This window comes from Minwuia sp. IMCC3060 (assembly GCF_029909435.1).
In the GTDB taxonomy this organism is placed as follows: Bacteria; Pseudomonadota; Alphaproteobacteria; order Minwuiales; family Minwuiaceae; genus Minwuia.
Genome location: NZ_CP123782.1, coordinates 326915 through 351650, shown reverse-complemented (window position 1 = coordinate 351650; position 24736 = coordinate 326915). Strand labels below are relative to the sequence as shown.

General features: G+C 65.3%; 25 protein-coding genes. 12 read left to right on the top strand and 13 right to left on the bottom strand.

Annotation, left to right across the window (positions count from 1 at the left end):
* The first annotated feature begins 88 nt into the window (after nucleotides 1–88).
* On the top strand, nucleotides 89–2404 hold the full coding sequence (locus tag QGV54_RS01505) for a xanthine dehydrogenase family protein molybdopterin-binding subunit (RefSeq protein ID WP_281018643.1): 2316 nt from the start codon (nucleotides 89–91) through the stop codon (nucleotides 2402–2404).
* Between the two features lie 83 nt (nucleotides 2405–2487).
* On the opposite strand, the gene QGV54_RS01500 is transcribed toward QGV54_RS01505, so the two are convergent.
* Complete coding sequence (locus QGV54_RS01500; protein WP_281018644.1) at nucleotides 2488–3225, bottom strand: enoyl-CoA hydratase/isomerase family protein; 738 nt, start codon at nucleotides 3223–3225, stop codon at nucleotides 2488–2490.
* A 183-nt stretch (nucleotides 3226–3408) separates the two neighbouring features.
* Here QGV54_RS01500 and QGV54_RS01495 point away from each other — a divergent pair, with 183 nt between their 5' ends.
* From QGV54_RS01495 to QGV54_RS01480, 4 genes are all read left to right on the top strand, one after another.
* Nucleotides 3409–4107: an ABC transporter permease gene (locus tag QGV54_RS01495; protein ID WP_281018645.1), complete on the top strand. Its 699-nt coding sequence runs from the start codon at nucleotides 3409–3411 to the stop codon at nucleotides 4105–4107.
* Entirely contained in the window at nucleotides 4100–4873 is a 774-nt protein-coding gene (locus tag QGV54_RS01490) for an ATP-binding cassette domain-containing protein (RefSeq protein WP_281018646.1), read from the top strand. The genes QGV54_RS01495 and QGV54_RS01490 overlap by 8 nt, the downstream gene beginning before the upstream one ends.
* Entirely contained in the window at nucleotides 4873–5679 is an 807-nt protein-coding gene (locus QGV54_RS01485; RefSeq protein WP_348637662.1) for a substrate-binding domain-containing protein, read from the top strand. The genes QGV54_RS01490 and QGV54_RS01485 overlap by 1 nt, the downstream gene beginning before the upstream one ends.
* Before the next feature lie 100 nt (nucleotides 5680–5779).
* Nucleotides 5780–6223 (top strand): isoprenylcysteine carboxylmethyltransferase family protein, encoded by a 444-nt coding sequence (locus QGV54_RS01480; RefSeq protein ID WP_281018648.1) that lies wholly within the window; start codon nucleotides 5780–5782, stop codon nucleotides 6221–6223.
* 1 nt (nucleotide 6224) lies between these two features.
* On the opposite strand, the gene typA is transcribed toward QGV54_RS01480, so the two are convergent.
* Nucleotides 6225–8042: a translational GTPase TypA gene (gene typA, locus QGV54_RS01475; RefSeq protein WP_348637663.1), complete on the bottom strand. Its 1818-nt coding sequence runs from the start codon at nucleotides 8040–8042 to the stop codon at nucleotides 6225–6227.
* Between the two features lie 137 nt (nucleotides 8043–8179).
* Between typA and QGV54_RS01470 the strand changes: the two genes are divergently transcribed.
* The gene (locus QGV54_RS01470; RefSeq protein ID WP_281018650.1) at nucleotides 8180–8563 is read left to right on the top strand and encodes a hypothetical protein; all 384 of its coding nucleotides are present in this window, start codon (nucleotides 8180–8182) and stop codon (nucleotides 8561–8563) included.
* A 125-nt stretch (nucleotides 8564–8688) separates the two neighbouring features.
* Here the strand turns inward: QGV54_RS01470 and QGV54_RS01465 are convergent, their stop codons facing one another.
* From QGV54_RS01465 to QGV54_RS01445, 5 genes are all read right to left on the bottom strand, one after another.
* Entirely contained in the window at nucleotides 8689–9228 is a 540-nt protein-coding gene (locus tag QGV54_RS01465; RefSeq protein ID WP_281018651.1) for an ATP F0F1 synthase subunit B, read from the bottom strand.
* On the bottom strand, nucleotides 9228–9713 hold the full coding sequence (locus QGV54_RS01460) for a hypothetical protein (protein WP_281018652.1): 486 nt from the start codon (nucleotides 9711–9713) through the stop codon (nucleotides 9228–9230). Before QGV54_RS01460 ends, QGV54_RS01465 begins: the two co-directional genes overlap by 1 nt.
* 104 nt (nucleotides 9714–9817) lie before the next feature.
* On the bottom strand, nucleotides 9818–10045 hold the full coding sequence (locus QGV54_RS01455) for a F0F1 ATP synthase subunit C (RefSeq protein ID WP_281018653.1): 228 nt from the start codon (nucleotides 10043–10045) through the stop codon (nucleotides 9818–9820).
* A gap of 67 nt (nucleotides 10046–10112) precedes the next feature.
* Nucleotides 10113–10853 carry a F0F1 ATP synthase subunit A gene (locus QGV54_RS01450; protein WP_281018654.1) on the bottom strand — a complete coding sequence of 247 codons (741 nt, stop codon included), beginning with the start codon at nucleotides 10851–10853 and terminating at the stop codon, nucleotides 10113–10115.
* Nucleotide 10854: 1 nt separating this feature from the next.
* Nucleotides 10855–11202 (bottom strand): AtpZ/AtpI family protein, encoded by a 348-nt coding sequence (locus tag QGV54_RS01445; protein ID WP_281018655.1) that lies wholly within the window; start codon nucleotides 11200–11202, stop codon nucleotides 10855–10857.
* Nucleotides 11203–11550: 348 nt separating this feature from the next.
* Here QGV54_RS01445 and QGV54_RS01440 point away from each other — a divergent pair, with 348 nt between their 5' ends.
* Together QGV54_RS01440 and parE are read left to right on the top strand one after the other, a co-directional pair.
* The gene (locus QGV54_RS01440; RefSeq protein ID WP_281018656.1) at nucleotides 11551–12135 is read left to right on the top strand and encodes an amino acid synthesis family protein; all 585 of its coding nucleotides are present in this window, start codon (nucleotides 11551–11553) and stop codon (nucleotides 12133–12135) included.
* 167 nt (nucleotides 12136–12302) lie between these two features.
* The gene (parE, locus tag QGV54_RS01435) at nucleotides 12303–14270 is read left to right on the top strand and encodes a DNA topoisomerase IV subunit B (protein ID WP_281018657.1); all 1968 of its coding nucleotides are present in this window, start codon (nucleotides 12303–12305) and stop codon (nucleotides 14268–14270) included.
* A gap of 376 nt (nucleotides 14271–14646) precedes the next feature.
* On the opposite strand, the gene QGV54_RS01430 is transcribed toward parE, so the two are convergent.
* The 3 genes from QGV54_RS01430 to hemH form a co-directional block, all read right to left on the bottom strand.
* Nucleotides 14647–15093, bottom strand: coding sequence for a MaoC family dehydratase (locus QGV54_RS01430; RefSeq protein ID WP_281018658.1), 447 nt, complete (start codon nucleotides 15091–15093; stop codon nucleotides 14647–14649).
* Nucleotides 15094–15108: 15 nt separating this feature from the next.
* Nucleotides 15109–15603, bottom strand: coding sequence for a MaoC family dehydratase (locus QGV54_RS01425; protein ID WP_281018659.1), 495 nt, complete (start codon nucleotides 15601–15603; stop codon nucleotides 15109–15111).
* Nucleotides 15604–15709: 106 nt separating this feature from the next.
* The gene (gene hemH, locus QGV54_RS01420) at nucleotides 15710–16738 is read right to left on the bottom strand and encodes a ferrochelatase (RefSeq protein WP_281018660.1); all 1029 of its coding nucleotides are present in this window, start codon (nucleotides 16736–16738) and stop codon (nucleotides 15710–15712) included.
* 192 nt (nucleotides 16739–16930) lie between these two features.
* Here hemH and QGV54_RS01415 point away from each other — a divergent pair, with 192 nt between their 5' ends.
* The 4 genes from QGV54_RS01415 to QGV54_RS01400 all read left to right on the top strand — a co-directional run bounded on the left by QGV54_RS01415 (nucleotide 16931) and on the right by QGV54_RS01400 (nucleotide 20925).
* Nucleotides 16931–18337 (top strand): HAMP domain-containing sensor histidine kinase, encoded by a 1407-nt coding sequence (locus tag QGV54_RS01415; protein ID WP_281018661.1) that lies wholly within the window; start codon nucleotides 16931–16933, stop codon nucleotides 18335–18337.
* 155 nt (nucleotides 18338–18492) lie between these two features.
* Nucleotides 18493–19221: a sulfite exporter TauE/SafE family protein gene (locus QGV54_RS01410; protein ID WP_281018662.1), complete on the top strand. Its 729-nt coding sequence runs from the start codon at nucleotides 18493–18495 to the stop codon at nucleotides 19219–19221.
* A gap of 75 nt (nucleotides 19222–19296) precedes the next feature.
* Nucleotides 19297–19572: a DUF2312 domain-containing protein gene (locus QGV54_RS01405; RefSeq protein ID WP_348637641.1), complete on the top strand. Its 276-nt coding sequence runs from the start codon at nucleotides 19297–19299 to the stop codon at nucleotides 19570–19572.
* Nucleotides 19573–19614: 42 nt separating this feature from the next.
* Nucleotides 19615–20925 carry a 3-hydroxyacyl-CoA dehydrogenase family protein gene (locus tag QGV54_RS01400; RefSeq protein WP_281018664.1) on the top strand — a complete coding sequence of 437 codons (1311 nt, stop codon included), beginning with the start codon at nucleotides 19615–19617 and terminating at the stop codon, nucleotides 20923–20925.
* A gap of 228 nt (nucleotides 20926–21153) precedes the next feature.
* Here QGV54_RS01400 and QGV54_RS01395 read toward each other — a convergent pair whose 3' ends face one another.
* From QGV54_RS01395 to ribA, 3 genes are all read right to left on the bottom strand, one after another.
* Nucleotides 21154–22608, bottom strand: coding sequence for a DegQ family serine endoprotease (locus QGV54_RS01395; protein ID WP_281018665.1), 1455 nt, complete (start codon nucleotides 22606–22608; stop codon nucleotides 21154–21156).
* A gap of 286 nt (nucleotides 22609–22894) precedes the next feature.
* Nucleotides 22895–23284, bottom strand: coding sequence for a hypothetical protein (locus tag QGV54_RS01390; RefSeq protein ID WP_281020046.1), 390 nt, complete (start codon nucleotides 23282–23284; stop codon nucleotides 22895–22897).
* Nucleotides 23285–23479: 195 nt separating this feature from the next.
* Entirely contained in the window at nucleotides 23480–24595 is a 1116-nt protein-coding gene (gene ribA / locus QGV54_RS01385) for a GTP cyclohydrolase II (protein ID WP_281018667.1), read from the bottom strand.
* Between the last annotated feature and the right edge of the window lie 141 nt (nucleotides 24596–24736).

Sequence of the window (24736 nt, the reverse complement as noted above, 5' to 3'; positions counted from 1 at the left end):
ACGCGCGTCATACCTAACATCAGGACGAACGGCCCCGTCGGCTGAGTCTGCGGGGCCGCGCCTGTTTCTGCTCTGAGGGGATCAAGACATGACCAAGTTCGGTATCGCGCAGGCTGTGCGCCGCGTCGAGGATGTGCGCTTCATTACCGGACACGGCAACTATTCGGACGATCACCAGTTCCCCGACCAGCTCTACGCAATGGTGGTGCGCTCGCCACACGCCCACGCGACCATCCTGTCGGTGGATGTGGAAGACGCCAAGCAGATGCCCGGTGTCGTGGACATCATCACCGGTCAGGAACTGGTCGACGCCGGTGTCAGCGGACTGCCGAGCCTCTGGCCGGTGAAGAACAAGGACGGCTCCGGTCGCGCCGAGCCGCCGCATCTGGCGCTGGCCGTGGACAAGGCCCGGCATGTGGGTGACGGCATTGCCTTCGTGGTGGCGGAGAGCATGGCCGCCGCACGGGATGCCGCCGACGCGGTGATGGTGGACTATGATCCGCTGCCCGCCGTTTCCGATGCGCGCGCCGCCAAGGAACCCGGTGCGCCGCTGCTGCACGAATCGGCGCCCGGCAATCTCTGTTTCGACTTCGAGCATGGCAACAGGGCCGAGACCGAAGCAGCCTTCGCCAAGGCCGACAAGGTCGTGCGGGTGGAGGTCATCAACCAGCGCGTCGTCGCCAATTCGATGGAAGCCCGGGTCGCCATCGCCACCTGGGATGCGGAGGGGGATCGCGTCACCGTCTATACCCCGACGCAGGGTGGCTGGGGCATCAAGCGCCAGCTCGCCGGGTGCCTGGGGATCGAGGCGGATCAGATCCGCATCGTCACGCCGGACGTGGGCGGCGGCTTCGGCATGAAGCTGTTCTTCTATCCCGAACACATCCTGTCGGCCTATGCCGCGCGAAAGCTGAAGCGGACCGTGCGCTGGACCTCCGAGCGGCAGGAAGCCTTCCTGACCGACACGCAGGGCCGCGACCACTGGTCCTATGCCGAGATGGCCATCGACGCGGACGCGAAGTTCCTGGGGCTGCGGGTCCATACCACCGCCAATCTGGGCGCCTACCTGTCCACCATGTCCTGCCTGATTCCGACGGCGGCCCATGCCAAGGTGCTGCCCGGCGTCTATCACGTGCCGACAATGTATCTGGACGTGCATGGCGTCATGACCAACACGACGCCCGTGGACGCCTATCGTGGTGCGGGCCGGCCGGAAGCGATCTATCTGATCGAGCGGCTGGTGAACCGGATCGCGGCGGAGACAGGTCTCGGGCCGGAGGAGGTGCGCCGTCGCAACTTCGTGCAGCCGGAGCAGATGCCCTACACCACCGCGACGGGGGAGAAATACGATTCCGGTGACTTCCCGCGCATCATGGAGCGCGCACTGAAGGAAGCCGACTGGGACGGTTTCGCCGCCCGTCGGGCCGAGTCCGAGGCCCGTGGCTGGAAGCGCGGACGCGGCATCGCCTATTACGTGGAGGCCACCGCAGGCATGCCCGAGGAATCGGCTGCGATCCGGTTCGAGGATGACGGCATGGTCTCCATCTTCGTCGGCACCCAGTCCAACGGTCAGGGGCATGAGACCGCCTTCACCCAGATCGTCAGCGACCGGCTGGGGCTGGATGCGGAGCGGATCCGCATCATCATGGGCGACACGGACGCGATCCCGACCGGTGGCGGCACCGGCGGCTCCCGCTCGCTGGTCTCCACCGGCACCGCAATCAACAAGATGTCCGACACGGTGATCGACAAGGGCAAGGCAGCCGCGGCGGAACTGTTCGAGACCAGCGCGGTGGACATCGAATTCGGGGAAGGCAACTTCCGCGTCGTCGGTACCGACCGGGCCATCGACATTGTCGATCTGGCGGAGAAGGCCAAGGAAATGGCGCTGGCCGGGCAGATCGAGACCCTGGACACGCGCGAGACCACGGCGCTGAACCCGATCACCTATCCCAACGGCTGCCACGTGGCGGAGATCGAGGTCGATCCGGCGACGGGCCGGGTCAACATCGACCGCTGGTCGGTGGTGGATGACTTCGGACGCGTGGTGAACCCGCTGTTCGTCGAGAGCCAGGTCCACGGCGGCATCGTGCAGGGTGTCGGCCAGGCCCTGCTGGAACATGCGGTCTACGACGAGGACGGGCAGCTGGTCGCCGGTTCCTTCATGGACTACGGCATGCCCCGCGCCGACGACGTGCCCTACTTCACCTTCAATCGCGAAGAGATCCCCTGCCAGTCCAACATGCTGGGCACCAAGGGCTGCGGCGAGGCAGGTTGCGTCGCCGGACCGCCGGTGGTGATCAATGGCATCATCGACGCGCTGTCCGATCTGGGCGTCACGACCATCGACATGCCGGCCACGCCCCAGGCCATCTGGCGCGCCATCAACGCCGCACAGGGCTGAGCCAGAGACCACCGGCACGCAGGGGAGCGGGCCGGTGATGTGATCAGAATGTGGACCGCTGCCGCCATTCAGGCGGCGGCAGTTCAGCCCTTCCCGAAGGCCTTCAACCGTTCCTCGACCTCGGCGCTGCGGCCAGGGCTGTTGCGGCGTTCGAATTCCAGGGCGCCCCAATGGCCGTGGTTCTGACCCTGGTTCACCAGCATCTTGTCGGCACGCAGGGTGAACCAGGAATTCTCCAGGAACGACCGGGCCATCGCCGTGACATGCCCCAGCAGGTCCGCGTCGGGCACGCATTCCAGCGCCAGACCGATGGCGACGGCCTCCGCGCCGGAGACCGGAGCGCCCGAATACATCATCTGCTTGGCCCGCTGCACACCGACCCGCTGCGGCAGGCGACGACTCATGCCCCACTTCGGCGACATGCCCCACTTGCCGTGGGTGTCGCAGAACTTCGCCGATTCCCCGGCAACGATCAGGTCCGCGGCCAGCGCCAGTTCCAGCGCCCCGGTGTAGCAGTGCCCCTGCACGGCACAGATCACCGGCTGCGGCAGGTTCTCGATCAGGTCGATGGTGGAGGACTGGAAGGTCGGTACCGGCGGCACGTCACCGCTCTGGATCGCCTTCAGGTCATTGCCGGCGGAGAACGACCGTCCCTCCCCGCGCAGGATCACGACGCCGATCTCCTCCGACTGTTCGTTGAGTGCCTGCACATGGGCGTCCAGTTCAACGAACAGGCTGGGTGACAGCGCGTTCAGCGCCTCCGGCCTGTTGAGACTGAGTATCGCCAGCCCATTGTCATCCTGTCGTGTCACGAGCGCCATGATCCATCCTCCCCGGCATCAGCAGCCGATATTGAAGGCCGCGCGGACTTCTCTGTCCACAGGAGAACAGGCATGTCCGTCGCACAGGGGACCGATGCCGACGCATTCGGAAGCGTGGCCGACCATGCGGAAATGTGAGAGAAACAGGGGAACTTCACGCACACACAAGCAGCGGACCACAAGATGGGTGACGCAATCGCAGAGGCCTTCCGTCTGATCGCCGTCGGTGACGCCGCATTGTGGGAGATTGTCTCCCTGTCCCTGCGGGTCAGCCTGACGGCGGTGGCGCTTGCCTGCCTCATCGGTCTGCCGCTGGGTGCCCTGCTGGCCATCGCGCGGTTTCCGGGGCGCGGTGCGCTGATCGTGGCCACCAACTCGCTGATGGGCCTGCCGCCGGTACTGGCGGGGCTGCTGGTCTATCTGCTGCTGTCACGGGCCGGTCCGCTGGGGCCGCTGGAACTGCTCTATACCCCCACGGCCATGATCATTGCCCAGACCGTGCTCGTGACCCCGATCATTGTCGCCCTGTCGCGGCAGGTGATTGCCGACATGCACCAGGAATATGACGAGCAGCTGCGCAGCATGGGCATCACCACCATGGGCGCGGTGCTGACCCTGCTCTATGACGCGCGGCTGTCGCTGCTGACCGTGGCGCTGGCCGGGTTCGGCCGTGCGGCGGCGGAGGTGGGGGCGGTGATGATGGTCGGTGGCAACATCAACCATGTCACCCGCGTCATGACCACGACCATCGCGCTGGAGACGTCGAAGGGCAATCTGGCGATCGCCGTCGGGCTGGGTCTGGTGCTGATGCTGATCGCGCTGACCGTCAATGGCGCGCTGATGGCATTGCGCGGAACACAGGGGGTGGCACGGCATGTCTGATGCGCTTGTCACCAGCGGTCGCCGCACGCTGACCCCGGCGCGGGGACCGGATTCGGTACTGCCCGTGGCCATGGACGGGGTTGGCTACACCATTGATGGCGTCACCCTGCTGGACGATGTCTCGCTGCGCATCCGCCCCGGAAGGCTGACGGCCATCATGGGCGCGAACGGCGCGGGCAAGACCCTGTGCCTGCGCCTGATCCAGGGGTTGCTGCAGCCGACCGTGGGCACGCTCAGCCATGCGTCGGGACCGGTGACACTGACCGGTCGCCGCCGGATCGCCACGGTCTTCCAGCGCCCGGTGCTGCTGCGCCGCTCCGTTGCCGGCAACCTGCGCCATGCGCTGAAGACCTATCGGGTGCCGAGGGCGGAACGTGCGGCCATGCTGACGGATCTGCTCGACCTCGCGGAGCTTCGCGCGCTGGCCCACCGGTCCGCCCGCGTGCTTTCATCGGGGGAACAGCAACGGCTGTCCATCGTGCGCGCCCTGGCCGCCGATCCCGACCTGTTGCTGCTCGACGAGCCCACCGCCAACCTGGACCCCTATGCCACCCGCATGATCGAGACCCTGATCCGACAGGCGGAGGCGCGGGGCGTGACCGTGGTCCTTGTCACCCATGATGTCGGGCAGGCGCGGCGCCTGGCTGACGATGTGGTCTTCCTCAACCGGGGCCGGGTCACGGAGCAGACACCAGCGGGCAGCTTCTTCGACGAACCCCAGACGGCGGAGGCCGCCGCCTATCTGGCCGGGAGACTGCTGCTGTGATCCTTCGCGTCCTTCTTCTGCTGACCCTCGTTGTTCTGGCCCCGCTGGCGCAGGCGAGTGAGCGGTTCATCGTCGTTCAGTCCACCACATCGACCGAGAACTCCGGCCTCTACGGCTGGCTGCTGCCGCAGTTCACCGCGGAGAGCGGGATCGAGGTGCGCGTTGTCGCCGTCGGCACCGGTCAGGCACTGCGCAATGCCCGCAATGGCGACGGGGACGTGCTGATCGTCCACGCGCGGGCAGCGGAAGATGCCTTCGTGGCGGATGGCCATGGCGTGAAACGTCACGACCTGATGGTGAACGACTTTGTCATCGTCGGCCCAGGTGCGGACCCCGTCGGTCTGGGGGAATCGCCGGGCGCGACGGCGGCGCTGAAACGTATCGCCGACACCGGCGCGAAATTCGTCTCGCGCGGGGATGACTCCGGGACCCACAAGAAGGAACTGGCACTCTGGCGCGCGGCCGGGCTGGACCCGACCGGGGACGGTGGCGAGTGGTACCGGGAAAGCGGCTCCGGCATGGGGGCAACCCTGAACATTGCCATCGGCATGGACGCCCATACCCTGACCGACCGCGCCACCTGGGTCAGTTTCGGCAACAAGGGCGATCATGCCATCCTGGTGGAGGGCGACCCGGCCCTGCAGAACCCCTATGGCGTCATTCTGGTGAACCCTGAGGTACATCCGGGCGTCAGGGCCAGTGATGGCCAGATCTTCATCGACTGGCTGCTGTCCCCCACCGGACAGGCCGCTATCGCCGCGTTTCGCGTGAACGGTCAGCAGCTGTTCTTCCCCAGCGCCCGATAGACACGGCCCTCGCGGGGATACAAACGGAAACGAAACCCGGCTACCCTGTTACACGCTCCCATGGCGGGATGACCCTCCAGTACATCGGAGGAGATGAAACATGAAATGGCTGCTGCCGCCGTTGCTGACACTGATCCTGCTGATCGTGCAGGTGCTGCTCTCCGTGCTCATGCCCGTTCCGGGCATGCTCGGTCCCGGCGCAAGCGAGATCGGCTACCTGCTGATCGTGGCCGGGATCCTGCTGATCTTCTGGGGCGCAGGGCATTTCAGGAAGGTCAGGACCAACATCAACACCTTCCGGGACCCGGACGTGCTGGTCACGGGCGGACCCTTCCGCTTCACCCGCAACCCGATGTACCTCGGCTTCTTCCTGATCCTGTTCGGCGCCGCCGTCGTCTATGACGCCGCGGCGGCCCTGCTGCCGGTCGCTGCCTTCTTCGCCGCCGCCAACTGGTGGTACATTCCCTACGAGGAACGGGCGGCGGAAAACGCGCTTGGCGAGGCCTATGCCGAGTACCGCAGGCGGGTGCGCCGCTGGCTGTAGGTCAGCTTGCCTCCCGGCGCTCCGACTTCTTGCGCTCGTGGCGGTCCAGGTAGCGCTTGCGGATGCGCACGTGGTTCGGCGTCACCTCGACCAGCTCATCGTCATCGATGTAGGCGATGGCCTGTTCCAGGGTCATGCGGCGCGGCGTGGTCAGAACCACCGCATCGTCCTTGCCGGAGGCACGGACGTTGGACAGCTTCTTGCCCTTCAGCGGATTGACCTCCAGATCGTTGGGGCGCGCGTGCTCCCCGATGATCATGCCGTCATAGATGTCCTCACCCGAGCCGATGAACATGAAACCGCGCTCTTCCAGGTTCCACAGCGCATAGGCCACCGACTTGCCGGTTTCCAGGCTGATCAGCACACCGCTGCGGCGGCCCTGGATCGGGCCGCGCCACGGCTGGAACTCATGGAACACGCGGTTCATGATGCCGGTGCCGCGCGTATCGGTCAGGAACTCGCCGTGATAGCCGATCAGGCCGCGTGACGGGGCGTGGAAGGTGATGCGGGTCTTGCCGGTGCCGGAAGGCACCATGTCCGTCATCTCCGCCTTGCGGGCGGCCATCTTCTCGACGACCACGCCTGCATATTCCTCGTCCACATCGACGACCACTTCCTCGATGGGTTCCAGGCGCTCACCTGCCGGGCCGGTCTGGAACAGCACACGCGGGCGGGAGATCGAAAGCTCGAAGCCCTCGCGCCGCATGGTCTCGATCAGGACGCCGAGCTGCAGTTCGCCACGGCCCGCGACCTCGAACGCATCCTTGTCCGCCGTCTCCGTGATGCGGATGGCGACATTTCCTTCCGCTTCCTGCAACAGGCGCTGTCGGATCACGCGGCTCTGCACCTTGGAGCCATCGCGGCCCGCCAGCGGCGAATCATTGATGCCGAAGGTCACGGCCAGGGTCGGCGGATCGACCGGGCGGGCATCGATCGGCTCGGTCACCGAGATGTCGGCCAGCGTGTCGGAAACGCCTGCCTGGGTCACGCCGGCGATGGCAATGATGTCTCCCGCAACGGCTTCGTCGATGGGCTTGCGTTCCAGCCCCTCGAAGGCCAGCAGCTTGGTGACCCGCAGGGTCTCCACGGTCTTGCCGTCGCGGCTGAGCGCCTTGATGTTGGTATTGGTGCGGATGCGCCCGTCATGCACCAGCCCGGTCAGGGTCCGGCCCAGGAACGGGTCCGAATCCAGCAGGCTGGCCAGCATGCGGAACGGCTGGTCCGGATTGCCGGAAGGTGCCGGCACATGCGCGACGATCATGTCGAACAGCGGCGTCAGGTCTCCACCACGCTTCTCGGGATCGTCGGAGGCCCAGCCTTCACGGCCCGAGGCATAGAGCATCGGGAAATCGAGCTGCTCATCACTCGCGCCGAGCGCGTCGAACAGTTCGAAGACTTCCTCATGCACCTCGTCGGGGCGGCCATCGGGCCGGTCGATCTTGTTGACGACAACGATGGGGCGCAGGCCAAGGGCCAGGGCCTTGCCGGTGACGAACTTGGTCTGGGGCATCGGCCCCTCCGCCGCATCCACCAGCAGGATGACGCCGTCCACCATGTTCAGGATACGCTCCACCTCGCCGCCGAAGTCGGCATGGCCCGGCGTATCGACGATGTTGATACGGTGGTCGCCGAACTGGACGGAGGTGCACTTGGCCAGGATCGTGATCCCGCGCTCCCGCTCCAGATCGTTCGAATCCATGGCCCGTTCCGCCAGCTGCTGATGCGAACGTACGGTTCCGGACTGGCGGAACATCTGATCCACCAGAGTTGTCTTGCCATGGTCGACGTGGGCGATGATGGCAATGTTGCGGCGCGAAATGTCTGTCATGGCGCGGGGTATACAGTGTCCGTGTCTCGGCTACAACAAGAGCCTCGTCGTTTTTGTTGCGTTGCAACAAATTCGTCATACCCGCCACGGCTCTGGACGTGGGCCCCGGCATTGCGCATATCGGACATATGGACAGTCCCCGACGCAGTCTCCGGACGGATTTCCTGGCCCTGACAGGTGCCCTTGGCCTGTCCGCGCTGGCCGTCGCGTTCCTGTTCTGGCTCTTGGCAGCCCCGGATGACTACAGCGGTCGCATGATCGTGCGATTCGGGGACAGGCCCCCGACGCTGGAGGCCGTGCAGCGGATCATCGACAGCGGCGCGACACCGGTCCGCGCCATGCCGTTCCTCAGCGCCTGGGTCGTGCGGGCAGATACGGGCAGCGTCCCGGCCCTGAAGGCGCAGGGTGCCTGGCTGACCGTGCGTGATCTGGGGTTCGATGCGACCTTCGCCGGATGCCTCGGTGCCGCGACGGGCCCGGCCCGTCCGCCATTCGGTGTGTCTGGCAGATAGTTCGTTCCAACTGACTACGGGCCGCTCCAGGTCCGTCGGTTCCCACGCCGGCCATGGTCGCAAAAGCAAAACGCCGCCGGATCGGGACCCGACGGCGTTTCGGAAAAATCCTGCCTGCGGCTGGATCAGTGCAGATGCTTGCCCAGTTCGTCGATGGAACTGTCGATCAGCGCCGAACCGCTCGCACCCTGCATGTCTTCCTTCAGGATGTCGGTCGCTGCGGCAATGGCGATGTTCACCGCCTTCGCCCGCACCTCGTCCAGTGCCTGCTGCTCGGCCTGGGCGATCTTCTGCTCGGCCTGCTGGCGGCGACGCTCGATCGAGGCCTCCAGATCAGCGCGCGCCTTCTCGCCGACCCGCTCGGCTTCCTCGCGGGCGTGGGCAACGATCCGGTCCGCTTCCTTGAGGGCGTCCTCGGCCTTGCGCTGATATTCGGCGTAGAGGGACTGGGCCTCCTCGCGCAGACGCTTGGCCTCTTCAAGCTCGTTGCGGATACGGTCAGCACGGGTATCGAGCTGCGCCGTGATCTTGCCCGGAAGCTTGAGGTAGATGATGAGGGCGATGAACAGGATGAAGGCGAGAGCGACCCACACGGTCGGATCCTCGAAGAAACCTTCAGCGTGCTCCGCACCCTCGGTCGCAGCCATCGCGGCACTGATGAACATCAGCGACCCTCCCCGACCGTAGCAACTGCGGAGGCGACACGATCCTGATCGGACTTGCCGGTCAGACGCTCCAGCACGGCCGCAGTGGCCTGCCTGGCGACCTCATCCAGCGAGCCCAGAGCCGCTTCACGCTGTTCCGCGATCCGGCTCTCGGCCTCTGCCTGACGCTTCGACAGGTCGGCGTCGATCTCGTGACGACGTTTCTCCGTCTCCGCAGCCATCTCGGCCTTCATCTCGCCGATGATCCCGTGCGCGCTGGCGCGGGCCTCGGCAAGGCGGGATTCATACTCGGCCATGGCCTTGTCAGCGTCGGCCTTGAGTTCTTCCGCCTTGTCCAGATCACCGCGAATGCGTGCCTCGCGATCCTCCAGTATCCCGCCGATCCGCGGGATGACCACCCGGGACATGATGAGATACAGGACCACGAAGGTGATCGCGAGCCAGATAAGCTGCGAAGCAAAGGTTTCTGCTGCTAGCTGCGGCATGACCGATTACGCCTCGTTCATTGGTACACTTGTCCCCGGGCAGTCCAATGACTGCCCGGTATCCTGTCTTCGTTCCGAAAGGCTCCCCGACCGGGGAGCGCGGATCAGAATGCGAACAGGATCAGGAACGCGATAACCAGCGCGAACAGCGCAACGGCTTCCGTCAGGGCAAAGCCCAGCAGGACGTTGCCGAACACGCGGTTGGCTGCGCCGGGATTGCGCAGGGCGCCCGCGACGAAGTTGCCGAAGATGTTGCCGATACCGACGCCAACACCTGCGAGCGCGATGGTGGCCAGACCGGCACCGATCAGCTTTGCGGCTTCTGCTTCCATTGTACTAACCCTCTTCGTTCCAGATTGAGGTTGATGCGAATTGTTGTTTCAGTTCCCGACTGCCAGATCAATGCCCAGGATGCAGGGCGTCATGCAGATACAGGCAGCTCAGGATGGTAAAGACGTAGGCCTGCAGCATCGCGATACCGATCTCCAGACCGGTCAGCGCGACCAGGAAGGCCAGCGGGGCCCAGCCCGCGACGAAACCCAGCGAGATCACGAAACCGCCAAAGACCTTCAGCATCGTGTGGCCGGCCATCATGTTGGCGAACAGACGCAGGCTGAGGCTGATCGGGCGCACGAAGTAGGAGATGATCTCGATCGGCACCAGGATGAACAGCAGCGGGATCGGCACGCCGGACGGCACGAACAGGCGGATGAAACCCAGCCCGTTCTTGGCAAAACCGATGATGGTGACCCCGATGAAGACGACCAGCGCCATGCCGAAGGTGACGATGATGTGGCTCGTCGGCGTGAAGCTGTAGGGGATCATGCCCAGCAGGTTGCAGAACAGGATGAAGAAGAACAGCGTGAACAGGAACGGGAAGTACGGCTTGCCGCCGGAACCCGCATTGTCACGAATCATGTTGGCAATGAACTCGTAGGACAGTTCCGCCAGCGACTGCAGCCGCCCCGGCACCATGGCGCGCCCGCGCATGCCCATGGTGAGCAGCAACGTCGCCGCCGCGATGGCAATGACCATCCACAGGGCCGAATTGGTGAAAGAGATATCGACGCCGCCCGCGTTAAGCGGAATGAGCTGCTTGATCTCGAACTGCTCAAGAGGGCTGTGACCGCCTGCTGCCACTTTATCTGTCCTCTGTTCCTTCGGCCTCCGCGGAGATGTTCCGCGCGACCCGATACACATTTCTTATACCAACCGTGCCGCCAAGCAAGAGCCCGACGATCAGGAAGGCCGGTCGGGTTCCCGACCACTCGTCTATCCAGTAACCGACGAAACCGCAAAACAGAAAGGCGGCCACAAGTTCCGCCGAAATCCGCCAGGCCAGCCCGTCAGCCCTTGATCTCTCCCGACGTTCCAGCCGCGCCCGGTCCCGGCCATCCGGCCCGGACTGTCGCGCGGCCTTCAATCGGGCCTCCAGCGCATCCCTGCGATCCTTGTCGCCGGCGCGCCGCCCATCAGGGTTCTCGACCATGCCCCACACCTTCCGACACATTCACATCCGAAGGATAGCACCCCGATACATGGAGTGTCCCGCGATCCGGGAAGTCATGGCCCCCGCCTCAAACCCGGTCAGACCGGACCCTGTCAGGCACTTTCCACCAGACCCCTCATACTCAACGCACTGCGAACCGGCCCCGGTGGAAGGCGGGCGAAACCTAAGCTCCCGAGCCAGATACGGTCAACGCGAGCCTAACGGACCAAATGACGCACCGCCGCAGGCACCGCCGACAGACACCGACCGCGCCTTGCTTGACAAGGAATGCAACGCGTCTGACCCTTCCCCCGAGCCACAGTCACCGACTGTCAGGGGAGCATCACAATGGCCGCCGAAATCCGCAAGATCGCTGTCTTCATCGAGGAAATTCATCAGGAGATGGGGCAGACCATCAGCCCGCCGACACGCAAGGCAGCGGCAGTCGCGGTCATCGCGAACCCCCTCGCGGGCCGGTTCGAGGAGGACCTGGAGCCTCTGATGGCGATCGGTGAGGAACTGGGCGGCCTGCTGGGCGACCGCTGCGTCACGGCGCTCGGGATCACCCCGGCGCAGGCGGAAAGCTACGGCAAGGCGGCCCTGGTCGGCGTCGATGGCGAGCTGGAACATGCCGCGGCCATCCTGCACCCGCGCCTGGGCAAGCCCCTGCGCGCGGCGGTCGAGAAGGGTGCCGCCCTGGTGCCCTCCTCGAAGAAGCGCGGCGGTCCGGGCCAGGTTCTCGACGTGCCTCTGGGCCACAAGGGTGCTGCCTATGTCCGCAGCCATTTCGACGGCATGGAGGTGATGCTGTCCGATGCCCCGCGCGCCAACGAGATCCTGGTGGCGGTCGCGGTCACCGACAGCGGTCGTCCCCTGCCCCGTGTCGGCGGTCTGACGGCAGCGGAGGCGGAGGGCAAGGACGGCCTGCGCTGAACCGGCGCCTGTCTGATCGCTGAACAGGGGCCGCACCGGGGCGCTGCACCGATCCGGTGCGGCCATGGCTCAGAAAAGCCCTGAAGCCCATATCTCGTGGCTCGATTTTTTGTTCACGCCTGATATGGTGCCGCATCCTGTATCTGCGGTCCGAATCGATGAATGACATGACTGATCTCTTTGCCCCTGCGGCCAGTGCGCCAAGCGGCAATGACTATTCCGCCAAGGACATCCGCGTGCTGGAGGGGCTGGAGCCTGTCCGCCAGCGCCCCGGCATGTATATCGGCGGCACCGATGACCGTGCGCTGCATCATCTGGCCGCCGAAGTGCTGGACAATTCGATGGACGAGGCGGTGGCCGGTCACGCCACCCGGATCGAGGTCTCGCTGGACGCGGAGGGCTGTCTGACCGTTGACGACAACGGGCGCGGCATTCCCGTCGACCCACACCCGAAGTTTCCCGACAAGTCCGCCCTGGAAGTCATCCTGACGACGCTGCATTCCGGCGGAAAGTTCGAACAGGGCGCCTATCAGACCGCCGGCGGCCTGCACGGTGTCGGCGTCTCCGTCGTCAACGCCCTGTCCGATGACATGGTGGTGGAGGTGGCGCGGGACCGGCAGCTCTATCGCCAGTCGTTCTCCCGCGGGTTCCCGCAGGGGCCGCTGGAAACGCTCGGGCCGGTGCAGAACCGGCGCGGCACCCGCATCCGTTTCCACCCGGACCCGCAGATCTTCGGCGACAAGCTGGTGCTGAAGGCATCGCGGCTCTATCGCATGGCGCGCTCGAAGGCCTATCTGTTTCCGGGCGTCGAGATCCGCTGGCGCATCGATCCGGCGCTCGCCACCGATGACACCCCGGCGGAGGCGGTGCTGCACTTCCCCGGCGGGCTGGCCGATTTTCTGGTGGCCACGCTCGGCGAACAGACCCTTGTCGCGCCGGAGGCCTTTGCGGGACGTGTCGAGCTGCCCGACAATCGGGGCCGCGTCGAATGGGCCCTGCAATGGCTGGAGTACGGCGATGGCTGGACCAGTTCCTACTGCAACACCATTCCGACCCCCATGGGCGGCAGTCACGAGAACGGCTTCCGGTCCGCCATCTCGCGCGGGCTGAAGGCCTATGGCGAGTTGACCGGCAACAAGCGCGCGGCCCAGGTCACCGCCGACGATGCGCTGGCGGGGACCACGGCGCTGCTCTCGGTCTTCATCCCCGACCCCCAGTTCCAGGGCCAGACCAAGGAGAAGCTGGCGACGCCCGAGGCGGCGCGGCTGGTCGAGGCCACGGTGAAGGATCACTTCGACCATTTCCTTTCCGCCGCGCCAAAGGTGGCCGAGCGGCTGCTGGAGAACGCCATCGACCGGGCGGAGGAGCGGCTGCGGCGACGCAAGGAAAAGGAAGTCGGACGCAAGACCGCGACCCGGAAGCTGCGCCTGCCGGGCAAGCTGGCCGACTGCAGCGCCCGCGAACGGGAAGACACCGAACTGTTCATCGTCGAGGGCGATTCGGCGGGCGGCTCCGCCAAGTCCGCCCGCAAGCGCGAGACCCAGGCCGTGCTGCCGCTGCGGGGCAAGATCCTGAACGTGATGAGTGCCGGCGCCGACAAGCTGGCGCAGAACCAGGAACTCGCCGATCTCAGTCTGGCGCTGGGCTGCGGCACCGGCAGCCGCTTCAACGAGGATGACCTGCGCTACGGCAAGGTCATCATCATGACGGACGCGGACGTGGACGGGGCGCATATCGCCGCGCTGCTGATGACCTTCTTCTTCCAGGAAATGCCGGGGCTGGTCGATCTCGGGCGGCTCTACCTCGCCTGCCCGCCGCTCTACCGTCTCAGCCAGGGGGGCAAGACAGTCTATGCCATCGACGACGCCCACCGCGAGCAGCTGATGGCCGATGAGTTCAGTGGCCGCGGCAAGGTGGAGGTCAGCCGCTTCAAGGGTCTGGGCGAGATGCCACCACAGCAGTTGCGCGACACCACCATGAACCCGGCGAAGCGCAAGCTGCTGCGCGTCGACATCCCGGCGGAAGCCCGCGCAGACACCATCAACCTCGTCGAACGGCTGATGGGCCGCAAGCCGGAGAAACGCATGGAGTTCATCCAGCAGAACGCCCGCTTCGTGCAGGACGTGGACATCTGAGGGGCACGCGGACACTCGCCCGATCACGACTCTCGCGTACCTGATCCGAGAGGCCGGTCTTCCACGCCGGTGCGGCACCATGGGTACCCGGGTCAAGCCCGGGTACTGCGTCGGTGGGGAGTGAAACGCCTGACCCGCCAAGGCGTCGGTGGGGTGGTCGCACGGACTCTCCGACGCCCGCCTCACCACGTCGCTCGCGGACTTGATCCGCGAGCCCAGTCTCCCACGCCAGCGCGGCACCATGGGTGCCCGGATCAAGTCCGGGCACGGCGTCCGTGGGGTGGCGGCGCAGATGCCCCGCCCCACGGCACGACGCTCGCGGGACTGCCGCTTGCCGAACACCCCACGCGCACGCGGCGGCGGCGCGGGGGCTGTCTCAGTTCAGGATCTCGGCCAGGGCATCGCCGGTGGAGACGGTCTCGCCGCGCTGGTTGGTGACGGTCAGGCCGCAGACCAGCCACTTGCCCTTGCGGGTCTCGCGCTTGTCCTGCACCTCCACCCGCACCTGTATCGTGTCGCCGGGATAGACCGGGCTGCGGAACCGGGTCTCCAGCCGACGGTGGTTGCCATTGTCGGGCCAGAGCCAGTCGGTCATCGTCCGGACCATGAAGGAATAGGTCATCAGGCCGTGGCCGATCACGGTGTCGAACTTCTTGCCGTTGGCGAAGGTCGTCTCCGCGATGAAGTCATCGTCCCAGTGCAGCGGGTTGTTGTCGAAGGAGGCCATGGCGAACTCCTTGATCATCTCCCGCGTCACGTCGACCTTCACGCCGTCGAAACTGTGCCCGACCGCAATGTCCGCATACGAGAATTCTGCTGTCATGATGCTCTCCCCCCCTCAATACGGACGCATGGTCCAGCCGCGACCGGAGCAGACGACCGTGTCGTGCTGGTTGCGGAAGACATTGTCGTGGATGGCAAAGGTGTTGCCCTTGCGGATCACCTTGTCGAGGCAGCGCGCCGTCAGGGTGATCGTGTCGCCGGGCCTGACCGGGTGCTGGATCCACCAGTTCTGGCCCATGTTGACCGTGCCCGGCGTGCGCATGAAATGGTCATGCGTGGTACAGGCGAAGAGGAACAGCGCGTGGATGCTGGGCGGCGAGATCAGGCCGCCGAACCGCGTCGTCTTCGCATATTCCTCGTCGAAGTAGAGGGGGTTCATGTCCCCGATGGAGCGGGCATAGCGCTGGATGATGTCCGCCGTGATGGTGACGGGTCTCGATTCCACCACCTCCCCCGGTTCCAGATCATCCCAGCCCGCGCGCTTCTCCGCGTCTTTCCAGAAATCGTAGTCGAAATCCTCGGCGCTGAACGCTGACGATGTTTCGCTCATCCTGCCCTCCCCTGTTGCCCGGACGGGGCAACTCTAGCGCCAAGCAGGGAGACGGCACACCACCATCCACGCATTTCGGCCATCCCGTCATCCCGACGGCCCAGGGTCAGAGCCAGCCGGAAAGCTCCCGGCGCGTGATGGCTTCCAGCATGTCGACATGATCAGCGCTGTCATTCAGGCAGGGCAGCATCCGGAATTGCTTGCCGCCCGCCGCCTCGAAGGTCGCACGACCCTCGATCGCGATCTCCTCCAGCGTTTCGACGCAGTCCGCCGCGAAACCGGGTGTGAGCACTGCAACGTCCGTGTGTCCGGCTGCCGCCAGTTCCTGCAGCGTCACGTCCGTATAGGGCTCCAGCCAGGCCTTCGGACCGAAGCGGCTCTGGAAGCTCAGGCGCAGGTGTTCCGGGCTCATGCCCAGCCGCTCCCGCAGCAGCCGCGCTGTCTTGTGGCAATGACAGTGATAGGGATCGCCCTTCTCGAAATAGGCCTGCGGCAGACCGTGGAAGGACGCGAGCAGCACGGTGTCGCCGTCCTTCCCGAGACCCGCCGCGTCCACGGACGCGGCCAGCGCGTCGATATAGGCAGGATCATCGTGATAGGGGGGCACGAAGCGGATGGTCGGCTGCCAGCGCATCCCGCGCAGCGTGTCCGCCACCTTGTCCACGACGGTCGCCGTCGTCGTGGCGCTGTACTGGGGGTAGAGGGGAAATACCAGGATGCGCTCGGCCCCGGCATCCTTCAGCGCTGTCAGCCGATCGGGTATCGACGGCTGCCCATAGCGCATGGCCCAGTCGACGATGACGGCACTGTCATCCGCGAACCGCGCCGCCAGTGCCTCCGACTGTTGCCGCGTGTAATAGCGCAGAGGCGATTCATTGCTCTCCGTCCGCCAGATCTTGGCATAGGCCTTCGCGGTCTTCGGTGACCGGAAGGTGACGATGAAGAGGTTCAGGATGAACCACCAGATGACCTTCGGGACCTCGATCACCCGCCGGTCACTCAGGAACTCCCGCAGATAGCGCCGGATCGACGGTACATCGGTGCCATCCGGTGTGCCCAGATTGACCAGAAGCACGCCGACGCGACCGGTGCTGACAGCCGGATGGCCGGTGGGCAGGTTGTTGTTATCGCTCACTGTTCGTCCCCTGATGATCGCGCGGGCGCAGATGCCGCAGGCCCGGATTTAGCAGATTGTTAACCGCTGCGGTGCTTTTCTGACAGCCGTTCGAGATTCGATGTGCCCCGGTCAGAATGCCGGATGCGGCAGGGGCGGTGTAGTGGCCGCTCCGACCAGCCCGGTACATACGCAAGGGGAAAGAGCCTGGATTTGCGCAAGCTGCTGCACGGTCTGATGAATGGCGGTCCGGAAATGACTCCGGAAATGGCCCGGGAGTTCAATGTCGTGAGCGTCCTGCGCCTGAACCGCAACCAGATCTTCGGCGGCATTGCCTCCAGCATCAATCCGATCGCGCTCTCCGTTGGTCTCTGGCAGGACAATCTGGCCCTGATCCTTGGGCCCTGGTGCCTCATCGGCCAGTTCTTCGCGATGGCCCAGATCTTTGGCTGGTGGAAGAACCGCCGCAAGCCGAGGCCGACATCGGTCTCTGAGCGCAGTTTCCGGAAGGCCAACGTCATGGCCGCCGCCGCGGGCCTCTACTGGGCAGCCATTGTCGTGCTCTGTGTTCCCGTCGTGACACCACCCGAGGCCCTGATCGTGGTGCTCACCGCCTTCGGCACGTCGATGGTGGCTGCTGCATTGTTGAGCCCCGCACCGCTCGCGGCCTTCATCTTCTTCTTCGTCACGGTGATCTCCGGCCTGGTCAGCCTGACCATTCAGTACCCGTCAATCACTGTGCCGCTCTGGCTGCTTGGCTGCACCTATGTCATCTTCGTGCTGATGATGATCGTGATCGCTCATCGCGACTTCAAGGCGCTTGTCGCCAGACAGGTGGAGAACAGCCAGCTCGCGCTGGAAGCCCGCAATGCCAGCGAGGCGAAATCCCGCTTCATCGCCAACATGCGCCACGAATTGCGGACCCCGCTCAACGCCATCATCGGCTTCTCGGACATGATGCAGGCGGAGACCTTCGGCCCGGTCGGCCATCGCAAGTACCGGGAATATGTCGGCGCCATCAGCGACAGCGGCAACCATCTGATGGACATCATCAACGACGTGCTCGACATCTCGCGCATCGACGCGGGGTCAGAGGACATTCGCGAGAGCGACGTCCGGCTTGGTGCATTGCTGGCCCGTTGCCGCTTGCTGTTCACGGAGCGCGCGGCACGCAGTGGTGTCGACTTCGAGGCCGATTCGGCGTTCGAAAGCCTGGTGCTGCATGTCGACGAGAGACTGATCGTCCAGATTCTCATCAACCTGGTCTCGAACGCCATCCGGCACACGCAGCAAGGGGGACAGGTTACCCTGAACGTGTCCCTTCGCCCGCAGTACGGTGTGCTGTTCGTGATCGCGGACAATGGACGAGGCATGACACCGGAGGAGCTCTCCCGCGCGCAGGAGCCCTTCGGTTCCAGTGGCAATTCCTGGGTCAGTCGCGGAGATGGTGCCGGACTGGGCCTGCCGATCTCCCACCGGTTTGCCGCGCTGCATGGCGGGCATCTGAACGTCGAGAGCACCTTCGGCAAGGGAACCCGCTGTACCCTGCGCATCCCGGCCAGCAGGATCCGCAGCACGGTTGCCGACAGCAGCCTCGACACCATGATGTCCGCTGGCTGACTCTCCGCGACCGGGAAAGGCCATATCCTGCGCGGCTGCCCGAGCGGACAGTGCATACCTGCAACCGTCACAGCGATGGCCGGATGAGGTAGCGACCGGACGCGGTTCCGTCTACGGATGGGCACACCTGACCCACGCCGCGCGGAGCCCCTTACGTGATCGAACCGGATTTCTCTCTCGCCATCGCGCTGGGCCTCTCGCTCGCGGCCGGACTGATGCGCGGCTTTGCCGGTTTCGGCTCCGGCATGATGCTCTCCCCCATCCTGGCCATCCTCTATGGTCCGGCGGAGGCCGTTCTGATGATCGCGGTCATGGAGATCGTGGTCAGCGTGCAGCTGGTGCCGAAAGCCCTGCCCGACGCGCAGTGGCCGTTTCTCGGGCCGCTGATCCTTGCCGCCATCATCGGCATGCCCCTCGGTGCCTGGCTGCTCGCCACCACGGAGCCGGAACTCATCGCCCGTTTCATTGCCGGAATTGTCATGGTCTTCGTGATCGTGCTCGCCGTGGGCTGGCGATATCAGGGGCCGAAGCGGCTGTTGCCGACCCTGGGTGTCGGGGGCGTTTCCGGTGCGCTGCTGACCGCCACCAGCGTCGGTGGCCCGCCGGTACTGCTCTATATCCTGTCCGGTCAGGACAGCGCCCGGACCAATCGCGCCAACATCATTCTCTACTTCGCGATTGCGGAGATCATCACACCGATCTTCCTCTATCTGCAGGACCTCTTCGCCCTGGAGGTCGTGATCCGCGCCCTGGCGCTCTGCCCCGCCTACATGGTCGGCGCCTGGGTCGGCAGCCGCCTGTTCCGGGAATCGTCGGAACAGATCTACCGGCGCGTGGCGCTGATCTTCCTGAGCATGATCGCGCTCTACGGTATCCTGCACTGACAGAATTCCGCCCGGTGTCGCAAAGCGTGTTGAGCGCCCCCGGCACGCGGTCTATGGTCCGCGCCGCATCAATGCATGGTTCAGGGAGAGACGGACATGACCGAAGCGGTCGCGGCAGATCACTTGCGGCAACTGATCGAACGCGTGGAGCGCCTGGAAGAGGAGAAGGCCGCCATGGCCGCCGATATCCGGGAGGTCTATGCGGAGGCCAAGTCGAACGGTTTCGAGCCAAAGATCATGCGTCAGGTCATCAAGCTGCGGAAGATGGACCGCGACGACCGGCAGGAGCAGGAAGCCGTGCTGTCGCTTTATCTGGAAGCACTGGGTGAGGCCACGCCCGGCTCGGCCTGAGCCGGGCGCAACGGCAGGCAGCTATTGGAGCAGGGGGCAGTCATGACTCGCGAGATCAATTCCGTGGCGGTACTGGGCGGCGGCACGATGGGTGCCGGGATCGCCGGAATCTGTGCCCAGATGGGCTGCAAGGTGCTGCTGCTCGACATCGACATGCCGACGGCGGAGGCTTCGCTGGACCGCATCGTCAACGGGCGCCCGCCCGCGCTGGACGATGCCGACAAGGCCAGCCTGATCACCCTCGGCACGCTGGCCGACGACCTGGAGAAGATCGCGGACTACGACTGGATCTGCGAGGCCATCGTCGAGGATGTGGACACCAAGCGTGCCCTGTTCGAACGGCTGGAGCCGCTGCGTCGGCCCGGCTCCGTCGTCTCCACCAATACCTCCGGCATTCCGCTGCGCGAGATCTGCGAGGGGCTGCCGCTCAGTCTGCGGCGCGACATCGGCGTCACCCATTTCTTCAATCCCGTGAAGGTCATGCGGCTGATGGAGCTGGTGCCGGGCACCGACACCACACCTGATGTCATCGACGCCTTTGCGAACTTCCTGGGTGACCGGATGGGCAAGGGCGTGGTTCACGCCAAGGACACGGTCAATTTCATCGGCAACCGTATCGGCTGTTTCCTGATGCTGTCCGGCCTGCATGTCGCGGGGAAGGCACGTGCGGACGGGCTCAGCCAGGAAACCATCGACGCTCTCATGTCAAAGCCCGTCGGCCTGCCGCCGACCGGCCTCTACGGCCTGATCGATCTCATCGGCCTGGACGTGATGTATCTGGTGGGCGTGAATCTGGCCGCCAACCTGCCTGCGGGCGACACCGGACATGCCTTCACCGCTTTCCCGCCGATGGAACTGCAGATGTGGGAGCGCAAGCAGCTCGGTCGCAAGACCGGCGGTGGCTTCTATCGCATGGTGAAGGATGCCGACGGCAATCGTGCCAGGGAGGTCTTCGATCTGGACAGCGGTGCCTGGCGCCCGGAAGTACCTGTCACCCTGGCCGACAGCCAGATGAGCGCCGGGTCGCTGATGTTCGAGGATTCCGTGGAAGGCCGCTTCGTCTGGGACCTGATGGGGGGCACACTTTGCTACGCCGCCGATCTGGTGCCGCAGATTTCCGACGATGTGGTCAATATCGACCGCGCCATGCGTTGGGGATTCGCCTGGCAGAAGGGTCCGTTCGAACTTCTCGACGAACTGGGTCCGGCAAGGGTGATCGCGCGGCTGAAGGCGGAGGGCAAACCCGTACCGGCGATGCTGCAGGTTCTGGAAAAGGCCGGTGCCGACAGCTTCTACCGTGCGGAGGGGTCGGAACACCTGGGCCGCGACGGCGCCTGGCACAAGGTCGTCTGAGGCCGCTGCCGGTCAGGCGGGGTCGATCGGACCCGAAGTCCCGGAAAAGATAGCCGTCGGGCGCCGGCGCTCAGGGTTCGCCTCACAACGGCACCTTTCCGTCCGTCTCACGCAGCAGTTCCCGGGTAATTGTGGCGCGGATGCGATCCCCGCCCGTTCCGGTCACGAAGCAGGCCGGTGGCATGTGACCACCGGCCTGTCTCAAGCCAGTTCAGGCAACTTTCGGGATCAGCTCTGCTTCAGGCGTACCGCGACGAACAGCCGGTCGTCGCCACGGACCACGAGCAGCAGGACGGAGCGGCCCTTGCGTTCCTCGATCTCCGCCACACGACGGGCGACATCACCGGGGCCCTGCACGGCTTCCTGATTGACCTCGATGATCACGTCGCCGGCACGCAGCCCCTTCTCCGCCGCAGCCGAGTCGGGAACAACCTCGGTCACGACCGCGCCATCCTCCATGCTGATGCTGAAACGCTCCCGCACATCGTCGGTCATCGGGCTGAGCTTCATGCCGAGGGACGCCAGATCACTCTCCCGCGAGACCGGCTCATCAACCGGCTCTTCGCTGGAAGCCAGCGCCTTCTCGGCCTTCTCGAGCTCGCCCAGCGTCACCGTGAACTGTTCCAGCTTGCCCTTGCGCCAGACAGTCACCGGGACGGCCTTGCCAACGCCGGTGCCCGCAACGATCCGCGGCAGTGCCCGCATCTCGTCGATGTCCTGTCCATTGAACTCGACGATCACGTCACCGGACTGGATGCCCGCGTCGCCTGCCGGGCTTTCGTCGGTGACACCCGCGACGAGGGCGCCGCGCGGCTCATCCATGCCCAGGCCTTCCGCGATCTCGTCCGTGACGGACTGGATGCGAACGCCCAGCCAGCCACGCTTGGTGCGGCCGAACTGGATCAGCTGTTCCGCCACCGGGCGGGCCAGGTTGGAAGGCACCGCGAAACCGATGCCGATCGACCCGCCGGACTGGGAGAAGATCGCCGTGTTGATGCCCACGACCTCGCCATCGACATTGAACAGCGGACCACCGGAGTTGCCCTTGTTGATCGAGGCATCGGTCTGGATGAAGTCATCATAGGGACCGGAGCGGATGTCGCGGCCACGCGCGGAGACGATACCGGCGGTGACCGTGCCACCGAGGCCGAGCGGGTTGCCGATGGCAATCACCCAGTCACCCTCCTCGGCGGTGTCGGAATCGCCCCAGGGAACCGCCGTCAGCTGCATGCCCTCGTCGGGTTTCACCCGCAGCACGGCAACATCCGTCTTCGGGTCGGTGCCGACGAGTTCGGCGTCCAGGCTTTCGCCATCGCTGAAGAACACCCGGATCTCGTCCGCGCCATCGATCACATGATTGTTCGTGACGATCAGGCCATCCGCATCAACCACGAAGCCTGAGCCAACCGAGATCAGGGGGCGGGAGTGCGGGTTCTGCTGGCGGCGCTTGTCGAAGAAGTCCTTGAAGAATTCCTCGAACGGCGATCCCGGCGGAACCTGCGGAATCTGCGGGGCCTGTCCCGGGCTGGCCTTGCCCGGCTGCTGGGTCACCTGGATGTTGACCACGGCGGGTTTCAGCTTCTTCACCAGCGGCGCGAAACTCTCGGGCGCGCCGCGGGCGAAGGCACTTCCGGCCGCAACCAGAATGGCCAGCAATACGAACACTGCCGTCAGACGCATCATCAATGCGGAATTCGCGTCCTGTCGCGCCATTGGGATGGCGCGCGCAACGGTGCGACCGCGCGTGAACTCTTCTCTTGTCTCGTGACTCACTTGCACATGCTCCAACACTCGATCCAATCCTCTTGCCCGCACTATCTGGGCACCGACCGCCGGTTCTGCAAACCCGGCAACCGCAATTGATATGCACCCCGGATTATGACCGAACTTTGCCCGGAGTGTGAAACATGTGGCGTCGCAGTGACATTTTCTGCCCCGCTGTCGCAGAAGTGAGCACGGAACAGGCCGCTCAGGGGGCCTCGATCACATAGTCGAGACGGGATTCAGTCTCGGGGGTGCCCAGTTGCTCATAGGCATGCCTGGCGCGTTCAAAGCGCAGGTCACCTGCTGTTCTGCCCGGCACTTCGCCTGGCGACTCATCGGCCAGTGCCATGAGGTGATCGCCGATGTCCTTGCCGGTTGTCTCATCGATGATGGCATTGGCGATGGAACTCACCAGCCCCAGCACGCCCCCGAACAGGAATCCGCCTGCGATGCGGGCCGGGTTGCCGATCCCGTCGCCCGTGACTTCCCGATAGACCGTCGAGACAATGGGGATGTGCTGCAGCGGGTTCACCGCGTCCAGAACATCCAGGAAACCGAAGCCATCGTCCCCTGCCGAATCTGCCGCGTCCGGCATCCGGGCGCCGGTCGCTCGGCTTTCGTCCGTGAAGGACGACACGGATGCCGGGGGCGTTGTGAATTCGCTCTGGAAGATCATGACCGGATCGAACGCAAGGCCCGGACCAGACCGGGAACCCTGATTCCTCAACGGGTTACGATCACTATCGGTTGGCCGGACCCGGCAGCTCTTGCCGGTCCGGCATCGCAGGCCCTACAGAAAATGCCCGGTGCGGCTCTTCTTGGTGGCGAGATAGTCGGCGTTGTGGGGGTTGGACGGAAACTTGTGTGGCACCCGCTCCGCCACCGAAATCCCCTCGGCCTCCAGGCCGGACACCTTCTCGGGATTGTTGGTCATCAGCCGCACGCTGGAATATCCGAGACGGCGCAGCATCTCCGCCGCAGGCCGGAACAGCCGCTCGTCGGTCTCGAAGCCGATACGCTGGTTCGCATCCACCGTGTCGAAGCCACGATCCTGCAGGGCATAGGCCCGGATCTTGTTCATCAGCCCGATGCCGCGTCCCTCCTGCGCCAGATAGAGCAGGATGCCCTCCCCGGCCTCACCGATGGCCTCGATGGCGCCACGCAACTGTTCACCGCAATCGCACTTCATCGACCCCAGCAGGTCCCCGGTGAAACACTCGCTGTGAATCCGGGTGAGCACCGGCCGGTCGCGCGGCGGATCCCCAGTCACCAGCGCCAGGTGCTCCAGCCCACCGTCTGCGGGACGATAGGCATGCATCCGGGTGTTCTCCGCCCCCCACAGCGGCAGCCGCGCGGCAGCCACAGGCTTCAGGATGTTGCCCGTATGGGTCGCGATGGCGGCAATGCTCCCGGCATCCACCGCGGCCAGGCCTGCCGCCTGCCAGTCGGCCGTGTCGGACAGCGCCGCAACCAGCACCGCAGGCAGCAGGCGCGCGTGACGCGCCAGACCGACGCCGGCACTGGCCCAGTCGGGCGGCGCATCCTTCACCTGCCGGAACGGCCCCCGCATGCCGCCGTCCAGATCGTGTGCCGGATCGGCGAGTTCGCTGGCGAGCTGGCGGGACAGGGTCGCGTCGATCGGGACCAGTTGCACGTCGTGGCCTGATGGCAGGATGTGCAGCACGTTCGCGCGCCGCGCCGTCAGCGCCAGGCTGACTCCGCCCTCGGCCATCGCCAGAAGCTCCCCGTACTCCTCCGCCGTCGCCGTCTCCGCCGAGACAATGATCCCGGACTGCGCCGCGCCGCGGACGATGACAGGCATGCCCCGCCGCAGGTCCGCCGCGGCACGATCCACCTGCCGCACGTGACGCAGGTCGCTGGTTTCATCTTCGCTCTGGCGCGCCAAGGGGGCTGTCCTGATAAGTGATCGCGATGTGACCGCCACTGTATATCCCGCCCCCCCGGACTGTTGAAGCTTTCACTGCCACAGGTCAGACTTGCGCGCGGGAACAGGGTGTCGGGACGCCACGCATGACGATCAACCGGT

Excerpts from the sequence above, each read along its gene's own strand:
- QGV54_RS01470 (WP_281018650.1), top strand. The coding sequence starts at position 8,180 with ATGGACAGTCCCCGACGCAGTCTCCGGACGGATTTCCTGGCCCTGACA.
- QGV54_RS01390 (WP_281020046.1), bottom strand. The coding sequence starts at position 23,284 with ATGCCGGACGCGGCAGATTCGGCAGGGGACGATGGCTTCGGTTTCCTG.
- QGV54_RS01400 (WP_281018664.1), top strand. The coding sequence starts at position 19,615 with ATGACTCGCGAGATCAATTCCGTGGCGGTACTGGGCGGCGGCACGATG.
- QGV54_RS01455 (WP_281018653.1), bottom strand. The coding sequence starts at position 10,045 with ATGGAAGCAGAAGCCGCAAAGCTGATCGGTGCCGGTCTGGCCACCATC.
- QGV54_RS01395 (WP_281018665.1), bottom strand. The coding sequence starts at position 22,608 with ATGATGCGTCTGACGGCAGTGTTCGTATTGCTGGCCATTCTGGTTGCG.
- QGV54_RS01425 (WP_281018659.1), bottom strand. The coding sequence starts at position 15,603 with ATGAGCGAAACATCGTCAGCGTTCAGCGCCGAGGATTTCGACTACGAT.
- QGV54_RS01405 (WP_348637641.1), top strand. The coding sequence starts at position 19,297 with ATGGTTCAGGGAGAGACGGACATGACCGAAGCGGTCGCGGCAGATCAC.
- QGV54_RS01495 (WP_281018645.1), top strand. The coding sequence starts at position 3,409 with ATGGGTGACGCAATCGCAGAGGCCTTCCGTCTGATCGCCGTCGGTGAC.
- QGV54_RS01465 (WP_281018651.1), bottom strand. The coding sequence starts at position 9,228 with ATGTTCATCAGTGCCGCGATGGCTGCGACCGAGGGTGCGGAGCACGCT.
- QGV54_RS01505 (WP_281018643.1), top strand. The coding sequence starts at position 89 with ATGACCAAGTTCGGTATCGCGCAGGCTGTGCGCCGCGTCGAGGATGTG.
- QGV54_RS01500 (WP_281018644.1), bottom strand. The coding sequence starts at position 3,225 with ATGGCGCTCGTGACACGACAGGATGACAATGGGCTGGCGATACTCAGT.
- QGV54_RS01460 (WP_281018652.1), bottom strand. The coding sequence starts at position 9,713 with ATGCCGCAGCTAGCAGCAGAAACCTTTGCTTCGCAGCTTATCTGGCTC.
- QGV54_RS01445 (WP_281018655.1), bottom strand. The coding sequence starts at position 11,202 with ATGGTCGAGAACCCTGATGGGCGGCGCGCCGGCGACAAGGATCGCAGG.
- QGV54_RS01430 (WP_281018658.1), bottom strand. The coding sequence starts at position 15,093 with ATGACAGCAGAATTCTCGTATGCGGACATTGCGGTCGGGCACAGTTTC.
- parE (WP_281018657.1), top strand. The coding sequence starts at position 12,303 with ATGACTGATCTCTTTGCCCCTGCGGCCAGTGCGCCAAGCGGCAATGAC.
- QGV54_RS01490 (WP_281018646.1), top strand. The coding sequence starts at position 4,100 with ATGTCTGATGCGCTTGTCACCAGCGGTCGCCGCACGCTGACCCCGGCG.
- QGV54_RS01440 (WP_281018656.1), top strand. The coding sequence starts at position 11,551 with ATGGCCGCCGAAATCCGCAAGATCGCTGTCTTCATCGAGGAAATTCAT.
- QGV54_RS01480 (WP_281018648.1), top strand. The coding sequence starts at position 5,780 with ATGAAATGGCTGCTGCCGCCGTTGCTGACACTGATCCTGCTGATCGTG.